This window comes from Streptomyces sp. NPDC091292, assembly GCF_044757265.1.
GTDB lineage: Bacteria > Actinomycetota > Actinomycetes > Streptomycetales > Streptomycetaceae > Streptomyces.
Genome location: NZ_JBIVUQ010000013.1, coordinates 1 through 14,594 on the forward strand (window position 1 = coordinate 1; position 14,594 = coordinate 14,594).

27 protein-coding genes and 1 pseudogene are annotated in these 14,594 nt (G+C 66.2%); all 28 read right to left on the reverse strand.

Annotation, left to right across the window (positions count from 1 at the left end; genetic code table 11):
• Positions 1 to 206 (reverse strand): annotated as a pseudogene (locus tag ACIQNU_RS29045) (DNA-directed RNA polymerase subunit alpha); the annotation flags it as partial.
• 163 nt (positions 207 to 369) lie between these two features.
• Positions 370 to 774, reverse strand: coding sequence for a 30S ribosomal protein S11 (gene rpsK / locus ACIQNU_RS29050; protein WP_003948617.1), 405 nt, complete (start codon positions 772 to 774; stop codon positions 370 to 372).
• Positions 775 to 838: 64 nt separating this feature from the next.
• Complete coding sequence (gene rpsM, locus ACIQNU_RS29055) at positions 839 to 1,219, reverse strand: 30S ribosomal protein S13 (RefSeq protein WP_401372096.1); 381 nt, start codon at positions 1,217 to 1,219, stop codon at positions 839 to 841.
• A gap of 191 nt (positions 1,220 to 1,410) precedes the next feature.
• Positions 1,411 to 1,524, reverse strand: a complete 114-nt coding sequence (rpmJ, locus tag ACIQNU_RS29060) for a 50S ribosomal protein L36 (RefSeq protein ID WP_003974245.1) — start codon at positions 1,522 to 1,524, stop codon at positions 1,411 to 1,413.
• 58 nt (positions 1,525 to 1,582) lie between these two features.
• Positions 1,583 to 1,804 (reverse strand): translation initiation factor IF-1, encoded by a 222-nt coding sequence (infA, locus tag ACIQNU_RS29065; RefSeq protein ID WP_003948620.1) that lies wholly within the window; start codon positions 1,802 to 1,804, stop codon positions 1,583 to 1,585.
• Between the two features lie 195 nt (positions 1,805 to 1,999).
• The gene (map, locus tag ACIQNU_RS29070) at positions 2,000 to 2,836 is read right to left on the reverse strand and encodes a type I methionyl aminopeptidase (protein ID WP_401372098.1); all 837 of its coding nucleotides are present in this window, start codon (positions 2,834 to 2,836) and stop codon (positions 2,000 to 2,002) included.
• A 119-nt stretch (positions 2,837 to 2,955) separates the two neighbouring features.
• The gene (locus tag ACIQNU_RS29075) at positions 2,956 to 3,615 is read right to left on the reverse strand and encodes an adenylate kinase (RefSeq protein WP_401372100.1); all 660 of its coding nucleotides are present in this window, start codon (positions 3,613 to 3,615) and stop codon (positions 2,956 to 2,958) included.
• Positions 3,615 to 4,928 (reverse strand): preprotein translocase subunit SecY, encoded by a 1,314-nt coding sequence (secY, locus tag ACIQNU_RS29080; RefSeq protein WP_401372102.1) that lies wholly within the window; start codon positions 4,926 to 4,928, stop codon positions 3,615 to 3,617. Before secY ends, ACIQNU_RS29075 begins: the two co-directional genes overlap by 1 nt.
• A gap of 179 nt (positions 4,929 to 5,107) precedes the next feature.
• Positions 5,108 to 5,563, reverse strand: coding sequence for a 50S ribosomal protein L15 (rplO, locus tag ACIQNU_RS29085; protein ID WP_401372104.1), 456 nt, complete (start codon positions 5,561 to 5,563; stop codon positions 5,108 to 5,110).
• Positions 5,564 to 5,565: 2 nt separating this feature from the next.
• Positions 5,566 to 5,748, reverse strand: coding sequence for a 50S ribosomal protein L30 (gene rpmD / locus ACIQNU_RS29090; protein WP_389880104.1), 183 nt, complete (start codon positions 5,746 to 5,748; stop codon positions 5,566 to 5,568).
• A complete protein-coding gene (rpsE, locus tag ACIQNU_RS29095) occupies positions 5,748 to 6,353 on the reverse strand; it encodes a 30S ribosomal protein S5 (RefSeq protein ID WP_016645168.1) in 606 nt (201 codons plus the stop codon). The genes rpmD and rpsE overlap by 1 nt, the downstream gene beginning before the upstream one ends.
• Positions 6,354 to 6,396: 43 nt before the next feature.
• Positions 6,397 to 6,780 carry a 50S ribosomal protein L18 gene (gene rplR / locus ACIQNU_RS29100; RefSeq protein ID WP_401372107.1) on the reverse strand — a complete coding sequence of 128 codons (384 nt, stop codon included), beginning with the start codon at positions 6,778 to 6,780 and terminating at the stop codon, positions 6,397 to 6,399.
• Between the two features lie 3 nt (positions 6,781 to 6,783).
• A complete protein-coding gene (rplF, locus tag ACIQNU_RS29105) occupies positions 6,784 to 7,323 on the reverse strand; it encodes a 50S ribosomal protein L6 (RefSeq protein ID WP_401372108.1) in 540 nt (179 codons plus the stop codon).
• Between the two features lie 24 nt (positions 7,324 to 7,347).
• Positions 7,348 to 7,746, reverse strand: coding sequence for a 30S ribosomal protein S8 (gene rpsH, locus ACIQNU_RS29110; protein WP_401372110.1), 399 nt, complete (start codon positions 7,744 to 7,746; stop codon positions 7,348 to 7,350).
• Positions 7,747 to 7,956: 210 nt separating this feature from the next.
• Positions 7,957 to 8,142 (reverse strand): type Z 30S ribosomal protein S14, encoded by a 186-nt coding sequence (locus ACIQNU_RS29115; RefSeq protein WP_003956452.1) that lies wholly within the window; start codon positions 8,140 to 8,142, stop codon positions 7,957 to 7,959.
• Between the two features lie 5 nt (positions 8,143 to 8,147).
• Positions 8,148 to 8,705: a 50S ribosomal protein L5 gene (rplE, locus tag ACIQNU_RS29120; protein ID WP_401372112.1), complete on the reverse strand. Its 558-nt coding sequence runs from the start codon at positions 8,703 to 8,705 to the stop codon at positions 8,148 to 8,150.
• Complete coding sequence (gene rplX / locus ACIQNU_RS29125) at positions 8,705 to 9,028, reverse strand: 50S ribosomal protein L24 (protein ID WP_352101243.1); 324 nt, start codon at positions 9,026 to 9,028, stop codon at positions 8,705 to 8,707. The genes rplE and rplX overlap by 1 nt, the downstream gene beginning before the upstream one ends.
• Before the next feature lie 2 nt (positions 9,029 to 9,030).
• Positions 9,031 to 9,399: a 50S ribosomal protein L14 gene (rplN, locus tag ACIQNU_RS29130; protein WP_003992364.1), complete on the reverse strand. Its 369-nt coding sequence runs from the start codon at positions 9,397 to 9,399 to the stop codon at positions 9,031 to 9,033.
• A 93-nt stretch (positions 9,400 to 9,492) separates the two neighbouring features.
• Entirely contained in the window at positions 9,493 to 9,780 is a 288-nt protein-coding gene (gene rpsQ, locus ACIQNU_RS29135; RefSeq protein ID WP_401372114.1) for a 30S ribosomal protein S17, read from the reverse strand.
• Complete coding sequence (rpmC, locus tag ACIQNU_RS29140) at positions 9,780 to 10,004, reverse strand: 50S ribosomal protein L29 (RefSeq protein WP_010036720.1); 225 nt, start codon at positions 10,002 to 10,004, stop codon at positions 9,780 to 9,782. Before rpmC ends, rpsQ begins: the two co-directional genes overlap by 1 nt.
• Positions 10,004 to 10,423 carry a 50S ribosomal protein L16 gene (gene rplP, locus ACIQNU_RS29145; RefSeq protein WP_040252689.1) on the reverse strand — a complete coding sequence of 140 codons (420 nt, stop codon included), beginning with the start codon at positions 10,421 to 10,423 and terminating at the stop codon, positions 10,004 to 10,006. Before rplP ends, rpmC begins: the two co-directional genes overlap by 1 nt.
• 5 nt (positions 10,424 to 10,428) lie before the next feature.
• Positions 10,429 to 11,283 carry a 30S ribosomal protein S3 gene (rpsC, locus tag ACIQNU_RS29150; RefSeq protein WP_401372117.1) on the reverse strand — a complete coding sequence of 285 codons (855 nt, stop codon included), beginning with the start codon at positions 11,281 to 11,283 and terminating at the stop codon, positions 10,429 to 10,431.
• Complete coding sequence (rplV, locus tag ACIQNU_RS29155) at positions 11,283 to 11,630, reverse strand: 50S ribosomal protein L22 (RefSeq protein WP_056552397.1); 348 nt, start codon at positions 11,628 to 11,630, stop codon at positions 11,283 to 11,285. The genes rpsC and rplV overlap by 1 nt, the downstream gene beginning before the upstream one ends.
• 51 nt (positions 11,631 to 11,681) lie before the next feature.
• Positions 11,682 to 11,963: a 30S ribosomal protein S19 gene (gene rpsS, locus ACIQNU_RS29160; protein ID WP_030220994.1), complete on the reverse strand. Its 282-nt coding sequence runs from the start codon at positions 11,961 to 11,963 to the stop codon at positions 11,682 to 11,684.
• A gap of 12 nt (positions 11,964 to 11,975) precedes the next feature.
• Positions 11,976 to 12,812 carry a 50S ribosomal protein L2 gene (gene rplB, locus ACIQNU_RS29165; protein WP_401372119.1) on the reverse strand — a complete coding sequence of 279 codons (837 nt, stop codon included), beginning with the start codon at positions 12,810 to 12,812 and terminating at the stop codon, positions 11,976 to 11,978.
• Between the two features lie 38 nt (positions 12,813 to 12,850).
• Complete coding sequence (gene rplW, locus ACIQNU_RS29170; protein ID WP_401372121.1) at positions 12,851 to 13,267, reverse strand: 50S ribosomal protein L23; 417 nt, start codon at positions 13,265 to 13,267, stop codon at positions 12,851 to 12,853.
• Positions 13,267 to 13,929 carry a 50S ribosomal protein L4 gene (gene rplD / locus ACIQNU_RS29175; protein ID WP_401372123.1) on the reverse strand — a complete coding sequence of 221 codons (663 nt, stop codon included), beginning with the start codon at positions 13,927 to 13,929 and terminating at the stop codon, positions 13,267 to 13,269. Before rplD ends, rplW begins: the two co-directional genes overlap by 1 nt.
• A gap of 7 nt (positions 13,930 to 13,936) precedes the next feature.
• Positions 13,937 to 14,581, reverse strand: a complete 645-nt coding sequence (gene rplC / locus ACIQNU_RS29180) for a 50S ribosomal protein L3 (RefSeq protein ID WP_401372125.1) — start codon at positions 14,579 to 14,581, stop codon at positions 13,937 to 13,939.
• Positions 14,582 to 14,594: the final 13 nt, after the last annotated feature.

The following is a 14,594-nucleotide window of genomic DNA, read 5'->3' on the forward strand; positions in this document are numbered from 1 at the left end:
ACGCCCGGCACGGTCGTGAACTCGTGCAGGACACCGTCGACACGGATGGACGTGACCGCCGCACCCGGGATCGAGGAGAGGAGCGTACGCCGCAGAGAGTTGCCGAGGGTGTAACCGAAGCCCGGCTCCAGCGGCTCGATGACGAACCGGGAGCGGAACTCGTCGACGACCTCTTCGGTCAACGAGGGACGCTGAGCGATCAGCATGTGTTCAGATCCTTCAGTCGTGGACGCCCGCTATTTGACGTCCTACGGGTACTACGTACAGCAAGGGTACGGGCGGCACGGCCCGAAAAGGGACGTACCGCCCGACAAACCGCTCGACGGACCGGCCGCGAGCGACCGGTCACCGTGCGTCAGACGCCGTGCGTCAGACGCGACGGCGCTTCGGCGGACGGCAGCCGTTGTGCGGGGTGGGCGTGACGTCCTGGATCGAGCCGACCTCAAGACCGGTGGCCTGGAGGGAGCGGATCGCGGTCTCACGGCCGGAGCCGGGACCCTTGACGAAGACGTCGACCTTGCGCATGCCGTGCTCCTGCGCGCGGCGCGCGGCCGACTCGGCGGCCATCTGCGCGGCGAACGGGGTCGACTTGCGCGAGCCCTTGAAGCCGACGTGGCCGGCGGAGGCCCAGGAGATCACGTTGCCCGTGGGGTCCGTGATCGAGACGATGGTGTTGTTGAACGTGCTCTTGATGTGCGCGTGGCCGTGAGCGACGTTCTTCTTTTCCTTGCGGCGCACCTTCTTGGCAGCGCCCTGACGACCCTTGGGGGGCATCTATATCTCCTACGGGAGGTGGTCGGTCCTACAGCGAAGACCGCTGACGAGCGTCCGCTGCGGACTACTTCTTGCCCGGCTTCTTCTTGCCGGCGATGGCGCGACGCGGGCCCTTGCGGGTGCGGGCGTTGGTGCTGGTGCGCTGACCGTGGACGGGCAGGCCACGGCGGTGACGCAGACCCTGGTAGCAGCCGATCTCCACCTTGCGGCGGATGTCGGCCTGAACCTCACGACGGAGGTCACCCTCGGTCTTGAGGTTGGCGTCCACGTACTCGCGGATCTTGACCAGCTCCTCCTCGGAGAGGTCACGAACGCGGGTGTCGGGGTTCACGCCGGTCTCGGCCAGCGTCTGCTGGGAAAGCGTCCGGCCGATGCCGAACACGTAGGTGAGGGCGACCTCCACGCGCTTTTCGCGCGGGATGTCAACACCGGAAACGCGTGCCATTCAATGGCTCCAGTTGATTCTCGGAGGTCTTCCACAGAGCCGTTCCCGCCCGCCGACCCCGAGGGGTGGTACGAGCCGGGTCCCCGGCCTCCGACCGGGGGTGTCGGACCGTGACCGGTCCGGACTCCGCGTATGTACATGTTGTGCTGCGTCGCGTGAAGTTCTGCGGGTGCAGAAGGTGCGGTCGTGCGTCAGCCCTGGCGCTGCTTGTGGCGCGGGTTGTCGCAGATGACCATGACCCGGCCGTGACGGCGGATCACCCTGCACTTGTCGCAGATCTTCTTGACGCTCGGCTTGACCTTCATGGGTGAGGTTCTCCGGGTCAGTGCCATCGCCCCACGGGAAGCGGGGCGCGGGCAAGATCTACTTGTAGCGGTAGACGATCCGGCCACGCGTGAGGTCGTACGGAGACAGCTCCACCACGACCCGGTCGTCAGGGAGGATGCGGATGTAGTGCATACGCATCTTGCCGCTGATGTGTGCCAGGACCTGGTGGCCGTTCTGGAGCTCGACCTTGAACATGGCGTTCGGAAGAGACTCGACGACAGTGCCCTCGATCTCGATGGCACCTTGCTTCTTGGCCACGCTTCGCCCTTCGAATCGACTACCTTGATCGACTCCCAGCGCGGGCATGCAGGCATGCAGGCATGCGGGTGCACGGGAGCCGACGAGTCAGTCTACGTCAGGGCCCTCGGAAAGACGAATCGAGGGAGGATGCCCCGGATCGGAGATTTTTAAGCCGGACCGCCCGCAAACCACCCGGGCAAACGCGCCTTTACGTCACGCGAGCGGGTCCGGCGCCGCCGTGACCCCGTACTCGGCGAGCTTCGCCTTTCCGCAGTCCGGGGCGGTGAGGACGAGGGGGCCCTGTTCGGTCAGCGCGATGGAGTGCTCCCAGTGCGAGGACCAGGTGCCGTCGGTGGTGATGACCGTCCACTCGTCGCTCAGGACCTCGGTCTTCGGGGTGCCGAGGGAGACCATCGGCTCGATGGCGAGACAGAAGCCGGGGACCAGCTTGGGACCCTTGCCCCGCTTGCGCTCCACATAGTTCAGCAGGTGCGGGTCCATGTGCATCTCGGTGCCGATGCCGTGCCCGCCGTAGTCCTCGACGATCCCGTACCGCCCGCCGCCCGGCTTGGGCTGCCGGCGGATGTAGGTCTCGATGGCGCGGGAGACGTCGACCAGCCGGTTGCCGCTCTTCATGGCGGCGATCCCGGCCCACATGGACTCCTCGGTCACCCGGGACAGCTCGACCAGCTCCGGAGCGTGACCACTGCCCACGAAGGCGGTGTACGCGGCGTCGCCGTGCCAGCCGTCGATGATGGCGCCGGCGTCGATCGAGATGATGTCGCCGTCCTTGAGAACGACATCCTCACTGGGGATGCCGTGGACGACCACCTCGTTGACGGAGGTGCAGATGGTGGCGGGGAAACCGCCGTACCCGAGGAAGTTCGACTTGGCGCCGTGCTCGGCGAGCACCTTGCGGGCGACGTCGTCCAGGTCCTTGGTGGTGGCCCCCGGCACCGCCGCCTCGCGGGTCGCCGCGTGCACCGCGGCCACGACCAGCCCCGCCCGCCGCATCGTGGCGATCTGCTCGGGGGTTTTGATCTGCACCATGACGGCGGGGGCCTTTCTGGACCGGTAAAAGGGTTACTCGCACAACGATACGGCCGCGACACCCGGTGGGTGGCGCGACCGTATACGCGGGGTCCGGGAGCCGGTCCCGGATGTCTTGCCTAAGCCGCGGCGTCGTCCTTGAGGGCGGCCATCGCGCGGCCGGTGACGTCCTCCACCTTGCCGAGCGCCGAGATCGTCACGACCAGGCCCTGGGCCCGGTAGTAGTCGATGATCGGCTCGGTCTGCGTGTGGTAGACCTCCAGGCGCTTGCGCACCGTCTCCTCGCTGTCGTCCTCGCGCTGGTACAGCTCCCCGCCGCAGATGTCACAGACACCCTCGACCTTGGGCTGCTTGTACTGCACATGGAAGACATGGCTGGAGTCGTTGCGGCAGGTACGGCGGCCTGCGATGCGCTTGACCACCTCGTCCTCGGGGACCTCCAGGTCGAGCACGGCGTCCAGCTTCATGGACTCGGCCTTGAGCATCTCGTCCAGCGCCTCGGCCTGCGACACGTTCCGCGGGAAACCGTCGAGCAGGAAGCCGTTCTCGGCGTCCGGCTGCTCCATACGGTCCTTGGCCATGCCGATGGTGACCGAGTCCGGCACCAGAATGCCCTCGTCCATGAACGCCTTCGCCTGCTTGCCCAGCGCCGTGCCCTGACTGATGTTGGCGCGGAACAGGTCGCCCGTGGAGATGTGCGGGATCGACAAGTTCTTCGCCAGGAACGCGGCCTGCGTTCCCTTACCTGCACCGGGCGGCCCGACGAGGACGATTCGCATCAGCGGAGGAACCCTTCGTAATTGCGCTGCTGAAGCTGGCTCTCGATCTGCTTCACCGTCTCAAGACCCACACCCACGATGATCAGGATGCTTGTCCCGCCGAAGGGGAAGTTCGCGTTCGCCCCGAATCCCACCAACGCCATCGTTGGCACGAGAGCGATCAGCCCCAGATACAGCGACCCCGGCCAGGTGATCCGGTTGAGTACGTAGCTCAGATACTCAGCGGTCGGTCGGCCAGCCCGGATGCCCGGGATGAAGCCACCATACTTCTTCATGTTGTCCGCTACTTCCTCGGGGTTGAACGAGATCGCCACGTAGAAGAACGCGAAGAAAACGATCAGGAGGAAGTACATGGTGATGTAAATCGGGTGGTCACCCTTGGTGAGGTTCTGGTCGATCCAGGTCTTCCAGCCCGCGTTGCCTCCGGAGAACTGCGCGATGAGCGCCGGAATGTAGAGCAGCGAGGACGCGAAGATGACCGGAATCACACCCGCCTGGTTGACCTTCAGCGGGATGTAGGTCGACGTACCGCCGTAGGACCGGCGGCCGATCATCCGCTTCGCGTACTGGACCGGGATGCGCCGCTGCGCCTGCTCGACGAAGACGACCAGGCCGACCATGACGAGTCCGACGAGGATGACGGTGCCGAACTCGATCCAGCCGTCGGCGAGCGTGCCCTGCTTCTTGATGGCCCACAGCGCGGCCGGGAAGGTGGCGGCGATCGAGATGAACATCAGGATCGACATGCCGTTGCCGATGCCGCGGTCGGTGATCAGCTCACCGAGCCACATGACGATCGCCGTACCGGCGGTCATGGTGATGACCATCGTGGTGGTGATGAAGATCGACTGGTCGGGCACGATCTGACCGGCGACCGGGCAGCCCTGGAAGAGCGCGCCGGTACGGGCGGTCGCGACGAGACCGGTGCCCTGGAGGATGGCGAGGGCGACCGTCAGATAACGCGTGTACTGCGTGATCTTCGCCGTACCGGCCTGGCCCTCCTTCTTGAGGGCTTCGAGCCGTGGGATCACGACGGTGAGCAGTTGGAGAATGATGCTCGCCGTGATGTACGGCATGATGCCGAGCGCGAAGACCGTGATCTGCAACAGCGCGCCACCACTGAACATGTTGACCAGACCGAACAGGCCCTGGTTCGCACTGGCCTGGTCCATACAGATCTGGACGTTCTTGTAGCTGACGCCGGGGATCGGGATATGTGTACCGATCCGGTAGATCACGATGATGGCAAGCGTGAAGAGCAGCTTCTTGCGCAGGTCGGGCGTCTTAAACGCTCGGGCGAACGCGGTGAGCACGGTGCCTCCTGCGACCCCCCGCGCAGAGCGAAGAGGTGACGGTCTTGAGGATCGACGAATAAGTGAGGAACAGACAACAGCGCACGCCACCTTACCGGCGACCTGGCCCCCCTTGGAACGACCAACCGGGGATACCCCTTTTGTGGAGTATCCCCGGTGGGACGTTCACGTCATCGTGCTCAGACGAGCTCGGTGACGGTGCCGCCGGCGGCGGCGATCTTTTCCTTGGCGGATCCGGAGACGGCATCGACCGTCACCTGGAGCGCCACGGTGATCTCGCCCTGGCCGAGGACCTTGACGAGGCTGTTCTTGCGGACGGCACCCTTGTCGACCAGGTCGGCAACGGTGACCTCCCCACCCTCGGGGTAGAGGGCGGCGAGCTTGTCCAGGTTCACGACCTGGTACTCGGTCCGGAACGGGTTCTTGAAGCCCTTGAGCTTCGGGAGCCGCATGTGGAGGGGCATCTGCCCACCCTCGAAGCGCTCCGGAACCTGGTAACGGGCCTTGGTGCCCTTGGTACCACGACCGGCCGTCTTACCCTTCGACGCCTCACCACGACCCACACGGGTCTTGGCGGTCTTGGCGCCCGGGGCGGGACGGAGGTTGTGGATCTTGAGCGGCTTCTGCTCCGCCATGATCAGTCGACCTCCTCGACCGACACGAGGTGGCGGACGGTGTGCACCATGCCGCGGAACTCGGGGCGGTCCTCCTTGACGACCACGTCGTTCAGGCGCTTGAGCCCGAGCGAACGCAGGGTGTCACGGTGGTTCTGCTTGCTGCCGATGTAGGACTTCGTCTGCGTGATCTTGAGACGGGCCATCACGCACCCGCTCCCGCACGCGCCCGCAGCAGAGCCGCGGGGGCGACGTCCTCAAGGGGCAGACCGCGGCGGGCCGCGATCTCCTCGGGACGCTGGAGACCCTTGAGGGCCGCCACCGTCGCGTGCACGATGTTGATCGCGTTGTCGGAGCCCAGGGACTTCGACAGGATGTCGTGCACTCCGGCGCACTCCAGGACGGCGCGCACCGGGCCACCGGCGATGACGCCGGTACCGGGGGAAGCAGGCTTCAGCAGGACGACGCCCGCCGCCTTCTCACCCTGGATGGGGTGCGGGATGGTGCCCTGGATCCGGGGGACCTTGAAGAAGTGCTTCTTGGCCTCCTCCACACCCTTGGCGATGGCGGCCGGCACCTCCTTGGCCTTGCCGTATCCGACACCCACGGTGCCGTCACCGTCGCCCACCACGACCAGCGCGGTGAAGCTGAAGCGACGACCACCCTTCACAACCTTGGCGACGCGGTTGATCGCGACAACGCGCTCAACGTACGCGGTCTTCTCGGCGGCGGCAGCGCCACCGTCACGGCCCTTCCGGTCCCGCCGCTCGCCGCCACCGGCACCGCCACCGCGGCGCTGGGGTCCAGCCATTGGAATTACCTCTCTCTGTTTCCGCTAGCTACGGAACCAGGACTCAGAACTTGAGTCCGGCTTCGCGGGCGGCGTCCGCCAGGGCAGCGATGCGCCCGGCGTACTGGTTGCCACCACGGTCGAATACGACAGCCTCGACGCCCGCGGCCTTGGCGCGCTCGGCGACGAGAGCGCCGACCTTGCCGGCCTGAGCGGACTTGTCGCCCTCGGCGCCGCGGACGGCGGTGTCCAGGGTCGACGCCGACGCCAGGGTGTGACCCTTGATGTCGTCGATGACCTGGGCCACGATGTGGCGGTTCGAACGCGTCACGACCAGGCGCGGACGCTCGGCCGTACCCGAGACCTTCTTGCGGATCCGGATGTGGCGGCGCTTGATGGCGGCACGCTTGTAAGCGTCGCCCTTAGCGATCTTCGTACCGTATGCCATGGCTTACTTACCCGCCTTTCCGACCTTGCGGCGGATGACTTCGCCCTCGTACTTGACACCCTTGGCCTTGTACGGGTCGGGCTTGCGCAGCTTGCGGATGTTGGCGGCGACCTCGCCGACCTTCTGCTTGTCGATGCCCTCGACCGAGAGACGGGTCGGGGACTCCACCTTGAAGCTGATGCCCTCGGGCGCCTCGACCACGATCGGGTGGCTGTATCCCAGCGCGAACTCCAGGTTGGAGCCCTTCGCCTGGACGCGGTAACCGACACCGCTGATTTCGAGCTTCTTCACGTAACCCTGGGTCACGCCGGTGATCATGTTCGCCACCAGCGTGCGGGACAGGCCGTGCAGGGCCTTGTTCTGACGCTCGTCGTTGGGGCGGGTGACGTTGAGCACGCCGTCCTCGCCCTTAGCGATCTCGATCGGCGCCACGACGGTGTGGGAGAGAGCGCCCTTGGGGCCCTTCACCTGAACCGTGCGGCCATCGATGGTGACGTCCACGCCGGCGGGAACCGTGATGGGGAGCTTGCCAATACGCGACATAGCTGTTTCCTCCGTTCCCTTCCGCTACCAGACGTAGGCGAGGACTTCCCCGCCCACGCCCTTCTTGCCGGCCTGCTTGTCGGTGAGGAGCCCGTGCGACGTGGAGATGATCGCCACGCCGAGGCCGCCGAGCACCTTCGGCAAACTGGTGGACTTCGCGTACACCCGGAGACCGGGCTTGGAGATCCGCTTGATCCCCGCGATGGAGCGCTCACGGTTGGGGCCGAACTTCAGCTCCAGGACGAGGTTCTTGCCGACCTCGGCTTCCTCGACCTTCCAGCCCGTGATGAAGCCCTCCTGCTGGAGGATCTCCGCGATGTGCGACTTGATCTTGCTGTGCGGCATTCCCACGGAGTCGTGGTACGCCGAGTTCGCGTTCCGCAGACGGGTGAGCATGTCTGCGATCGGATCAGTCATGGTCATGAATTGGCCTTCGGCCTCTCTCGCCGGGGTTTCCTGTATGCGCCATCCCTCTCCCCACACAGGGGCGGGACGGGTGCGGCGCGGGGACCTACGGCGTAGTAAGTCGTACGGGCGTCAGACGCCCAACCCTCCTAGCCTAAGCCATGGAGAGCAGGGCATCTGACCGAACCCTTTACTTACCGAGAGCGTCCGGAATCCCGAAGTAGGGGATTACCAGGAGCTCTTGGTCACGCCCGGCAGCTCGCCACGGTGAGCCATCTCACGAAGGCACACGCGGCAGAGGCCGAACTTGCGGTAAACGGAGTGCGGACGGCCACAGCGCTGGCAGCGGGTGTACGCACGCACACCGAACTTGGGCTTGCGGGCGGCCTTGGCAATGAGAGCCTTCTTCGCCATCTCGCTCACGCCTCCTTGAAGGGGAAGCCGAGGTGACGAAGGAGCGCGCGGCCCTCAGCGTCGTTGGTCGCCGTGGTGACCACGGTGATGTCCATACCCCGGACGCGGTCGATCTTGTCCTGGTCGATCTCGTGGAACATGACCTGCTCCGTGAGACCGAAGGTGTAGTTGCCACGGCCGTCGAACTGCTTGGGGGACAGACCGCGGAAGTCACGGATGCGCGGAAGCGCCAGCGACAGGGTGCGGTCCAGGAACTCCCACATGCGGTCGCCACGGAGCGTGACGTGGGCACCGATGGGCTGGCCCTCACGCAGCTTGAACTGCGCGATGGACTTACGGGCCTTGGTGACGGCCGGCTTCTGGCCGGTGATCGTGGTGAGGTCCTTGATGGCACCCTCGATCAGCTTGGAGTCGCGGGCGGCGTCGCCCACACCCATGTTGACCACGATCTTGACGAGGCCCGGCACCTGCATGATGTTCTCGTACGAGAACTCCTCACGCAGCTTGCCGATGATCTCCTCGCGGTACTTCGTCTTGAGCCGCGGAATGGTGGTGGTCGTCATCAGATGTCCTCACCCGTCCGCTTGGCAACGCGGATCTTGTTGCCCTCGTCGTCGAAGCGGTAACCGACGCGGGTCACGACCTTGTTGCCGTCCTTCTCCACGACGAGCTGAACATTGCTCACGTGGACCGGGGCCTCGGTGGTCACGATGCCGCCGGCCTGCGAGCCGCGGGCCGTCGGGCCGGCCTTGGTGTGCTTCTTGACCCGGTTGACACCCTCGACCAGGACACGCTCCTCGCGCGGGTAAGCGGCAATGACCTTGCCCTGCTTGCCCTTGTCCTTACCGGTGATGACCTGGACCAGGTCGCCCTTCTTGATCTTCATGCTTACAGCACCTCCGGAGCGAGCGAGATGATCTTCATGAACTTCTTCTCGCGCAGCTCACGGCCCACCGGGCCGAAGATACGGGTGCCACGGGGGTCGCCGTCGTTCTTCAGAATGACGGCGGCGTTCTCGTCGAAGCGGATGTACGAGCCGTCCGGACGGCGGCGCTCCTTGACGGTGCGAACGATGACCGCCTTGATGACGTCACCCTTCTTCACGTTGCCGCCGGGGATCGCGTCCTTGACGGTGGCGACGATGACATCGCCGATGCCCGCGTAGCGGCGGCCGGAACCACCGAGAACACGGATGCAAAGGATTTCCTTGGCACCAGTGTTGTCGGCGACCCGCAGCCGCGACTCCTGCTGGATCACGTCTATCTCCTGTGTGTCTGCCGGTTCCCCGGGGGCCGATCACTCGGCCCCCGGAGCCTGGCGGAACTGTTCCTAGGGGTCCCCTAGGAGGGATTACTTGGCCTTCTCAAGGATTTCGACGACGCGCCAGCGCTTCGTCGCCGAGAGCGGGCGGGTCTCCATGAGGAGGACCCGGTCACCGACACCGGCGGCGTTCTGCTCGTCGTGCGCCTTGAGCTTGTTCGTACGGCGGATGACCTTGCCGTACAGGGCGTGCTTCACGCGGTCCTCGACAGCGACGACGACGGTCTTGTCCATCTTGTCGCTGACGACGAGACCCTCACGGGTCTTGCGGAAGCCGCGGGCGGCGGCGGTCTTGTCAGTCACATTGCTCTCGCTCATCAGGCGCTCTCCACCGTCTCGATGCCCAGCTCGCGCTCACGCATCAGGGTGTAGATCCGCGCGATGTCCTTGCGGACGGCCTTCAGCCGGCCGTGGTTCTCAAGCTGACCGGTCGCCGCCTGGAAGCGGAGGTTGAACAGCTCTTCCTTGGCCTCGCGGAGCTTGTTCAGCAGCTCCTCGTTGCCCAGCTCGCGCAGCTCTGACGCCTTGGTACCGGCCGACATCACGCTTCACCTGCCTCGCGCCGGACAATGCGGCACTTCATCGGAAGCTTGTGAGCAGCGCGGGTGAGCGCCTCACGAGCAATCTTCTCGTTCGGGTAGGACAGCTCGAACATCACCCGACCGGGGTGAACGTTCGCGACCCACCACTCAGGGGAACCCTTACCGGAACCCATGCGGGTCTCGGCGGGCTTCTTCGTCAGCGGGCGGTCCGGGTAGATGTTGATCCAGACCTTGCCGCCACGCTTGATGTGACGGGTCATCGCGATACGAGCGGCCTCGATCTGACGGTTCGTCACGTACGCCGGAGTGACGGCCTGGATGCCGTACTCGCCGAACGCAACGGTGGTGCCGCCCTTGGCCTGACCACGCCGCTTCGGGTGGTGCTGCTTGCGGTGCTTGACCCTGCGGGGGATCAGCATGTCGGTCAGGCCTCCGTTCCGCCTGTAGTAGAGGGAGCGGCCTCGGCCGGAGCGGCAGCGGCGGGAGCCTCGGCCCGGGGGGCCTCGGACTGTCCACCCTGCTGCTGCGGCTTACGACCGCGACCGCCACGCTCGCCACCACGGCCACCGCGGGCCGGACGGTCGGCGCCGCCGCCGCCACGGGCCGGGCGGTTGCCGGCGCGCGCCGCGGCGTTCTCGGCGCGGACCTCGGCGATGTTCTTGACGTCGCCCTTGTAGATCCAGACCTTCACACCGATACGGCCGAAGGTCGTCTTGGCCTCGAAGAAGCCGTAGTCGACGTTCGCGCGGAGCGTGTGCAGGGGCACACGGCCCTCGCGGTAGAACTCCGAGCGGGACATCTCGGCGCCGCCGAGACGGCCACCGCACTGGATCTTGATGCCCTTGGCGCCGGCCTTCATCGCCGACTGCATGCTCTTACGCATGGCACGGCGGAAGGAGACACGCGAGGACAGCTGCTCGGCGACGGCCTGGGCCACCAGCTGAGCGTCCGTCTCCGGGTTCTTGACCTCAAGGATGTTGAGCTGGACCTGCTTGCCGGTCAGCTTCTCCAGGTCACCGCGGATACGGTCGGCCTCGGCGCCGCGGCGGCCGATGACGATGCCGGGACGCGCGGTGTGGATGTCCACCCGCACACGGTCACGGGTGCGCTCGATCTCCACCTTCGAGATGCCGGCGCGCTCCATGCCGGACGTCATCATCCGACGGATGGCGACGTCTTCCTTGACGTAGTCCTTGTACAGCTTGTCGGCGTACCACCGGGACTTGAAGTCCGTGGTGATGCCGAGCCGGAACCCATGCGGGTTAACCTTCTGGCCCATTACCGGGTTCCTTCCTTGCTGCTGACGACCACGGTGATGTGGCTGGTCCGCTTGCGGATCCGGTAGGCACGGCCCTGGGCGCGCGGCCGGAACCGCTTCAGGGTCGGACCCTCGTCCACGAACGCCTCGCTGATCACCAGCGAGGAAGCGTCGGTGTGGTCGTAGTTGTGCGCGGCGTTGGCGATGGCGCTGTCCAGCACCTTGCCGACCGGCACGCTCGCGGCCTGCGGGGCGAAACGCAGGACCGCCTGAGCCTCCGTGGCGTCCATGCCACGGATGAGGTCCACCACGCGGCGGGCCTTCATGGGCGTGACGCGGATGTACCGCGCCTGGGCCCTGGCTTCCATGGTTGTCCCTTCAGTGTTCGTCACGTGTGTCGATGTCATCTCGCGCCCCGCTTAGCGGCGCTTCGACTTGCGGTCGTCCTTGACGTGGCCGCGGAAGGTGCGGGTCGGCGAGAACTCGCCGAGCTTGTGGCCGACCATCGACTCGGTGACGAACACCGGGATGTGGATCTTGCCGTTGTGCACCGCGATCGTGTGGCCCAGCATGGCCGGGACGATCATCGAGCGACGGGACCAGGTCTTGATGACGTTCTTGGTGCCGGCTTCGTTCTGTACGTCCACCTTCTTGATCAGGTGGTCGTCGACGAAGGGCCCCTTCTTGAGACTGCGCGGCATCTGAACCCGCTCCTAGCGCTTCTTGTTCGTCTTGCGGCGGCGGACGATGTACTTGTTCGATGCCTTCTTCGGCGAACGCGTACGACCCTCCTTCTGACCCCACGGCGAGACCGGGTGGCGACCACCGGAGGTCTTGCCCTCACCACCACCGTGCGGGTGGTCAACCGGGTTCATCGCCACACCGCGGACGGTCGGGCGGACACCCAGCCAGCGCTTACGGCCGGCCTTGCCCCAGTTGATGTTCGACTGCTCGGCGTTGCCGACCTCGCCGACGGTGGCGCGGCAGCGCACGTCGACCAGGCGGATCTCTCCGGACGGCATACGGAGGTGGGCCATCGAGCCCTCCTTCGCGAGCAGTTGCACGGAGGCACCGGCGGAGCGGGCGAACTTGGCGCCGCCGCCCGGACGGAGCTCGATCGCGTGGATCGTGGTACCGACCGGGATGTTGCGGAGGGCCAGGTTGTTGCCGGGCTTGATGTCGGCCCCGGGGCCGTTCTCGACCCTGTCACCCTGCGACAGACCGCGCGGCGCGACGATGTAGCGCTTCTCGCCGTCGGCGTAGTGCAGCAGCGCGATGCGCGCGGTGCGGTTGGGGTCGTACTCGATGTGCGCGACCTTCGCCGGCACGCCGTCCTTGTCGTGCCGACGGAAGTCGATCACTCGGTAGGCGCGCTTGTGTCCGCCACCCTGGTGGCGAACGGTCACACGACCGGCGTTGTTACGGCCGCCCTTGCTGTGCAGCGGGCGGACCAGCGACTTCTCCGGCGTGGACCGCGTGACCTCGACGAAGTCGGCGACGCTGGAGCCACGACGGCCCGGAGTCGTCGGCTTGTACTTGCGGATACCCATTTCTCAGTCCTCGTCCGATATCGGACCAGGGCGCTCCGTTAGGAGGCCTGGCCGAAGATGTCGATACGGTCGCCCTCGGCGAGGGTCACGATCGCGCGCTTGCTGTCGGCACGCTTGCCGAAGCCCGTGCGGGTCCGCTTGCGCTTGCCCTGGCGGTTGATCGTGTTGACCCCGGTGACCTTGACCGAGAAGACCGCCTGGACGGCCTGCTTGATCTGGGTCTTGTTGGCACGCGGGTCGACGACGAACGTGTACTTGTTCTCGTCGAGCAGCGCGTAGCTCTTCTCCGAGACGACCGGCTTGAGGAGCACGTCACGGGGGTCCGTGAAGGACTTGCTCAGCGGCGTCTCGACGGTGTTCTTGCCCTCGGTGGCGTGGCGCTTCGCCTTGGCGACGCGCGCGGCCTTGGCGGCCTTGGCCGCCTTGGGGGCAATGCTCGGGTGACGCGTGGCCATCAGGCGTCGCTCCCTTCGGTCTCGTTGGTCGCGGCGGGCGCGCCGGACACGAAGGACTCGAAGGCGGTCTGGGTGAAGACCACGTCGTCCGAGACGAGCACGTCGTACGTGTTCAGCTGGCCCGGCTCCAGGATGTGCACCTGGGGCAGGTTGCGGGCGGACAGCCACGCGGCCTCGTCGGCCCGGTCGATGACCAGGAGCAGGTTCTTGCGCTCGCTGATCTTGCCGAACAGGGTCTTGGCGGCCTTCGTGGACGGGTTCTCGCCCTCGATCACGCCGGAGACGACGTGGATGCGGTTGTTGCGGGCCCGGTCGGTGAGGGCGTGGCGCAGGGCCGCGGCCTTCATCTTCTTCGGGGTCCGCTGCGAGTAGTCACGCGGCTGCGGGCCGTGGACGACGCCACCGCCTGCGAACTGCGGGGCGCGGGTCGAGCCCTGACGGGCGCGGCCGGTGCCCTTCTGGCGGTACGGCTTCTTGCCACCGCCGCGGACCTCGCCGCGTGTCTTGGTCTTGTGCGTGCCCTGGCGGGCAGCGGCCAGCTGGGCGACGACGACCTGGTGGATCAGCGGGATGCTGATCTTCTCGACGTCGAAGATCTCCGAGGGGAGCTCGACGGACCCGGCCTTGTCGCCTGCCGGCGAAAGGATGTCAATGGTGCTCATCGTTACCTCAGGCCCCCTTGGCCGCGGTACGGACCAGGACGAGGCCGCCGTTCGGACCAGGAACCGCGCCCTTGATGAGCAGCAGGCCCTTCTCCGCGTCAACGGCGTGGACGGTCAGGTTCTGGGTGGTGACCCGCTCGTTGCCCATACGGCCCGCCATGCGCAGGCCCTTGAAGACACGGCCCGGGGTGGCGCAGCCACCGATGGAGCCGGGAGAGCGGTGCTTGCGCTGGGTGCCGTGTCCGGCGCCGAGGCCCTTGAAGTTGTGACGCTTCATGACACCGGCGAAGCCCTTGCCCTTGCTTTTGCCGGTGACGTCGACCTTGACACCGGCCTCGAAGGTCTCGGCGGTGACTTCCTGGCCGAGGGTGTATCCGGCGGCGTCGCCGGTACGGATCTCGACGAGGTGGCGGCGAGGGGTCACGTCGGCCTTGGCGAAGTGGCCCTTGAGGGGCTTGTTCACCTTGCGCGGGTCGATCTCGCCGAAGGCGATCTGGACCGACTCGTAGCCGTCGCTGTCGTTGGTGCGGACCTGGGTGACGACACAGGGTCCGGCCTTGACCACGGTCACGGGGACGACACGGTTGTTGTCGTCCCAGACCTGGGTCATGCCGAGCTTCTCGCCCAGGATGCCCTTGATCTGCTTGGTCATCTCGTTACACCGA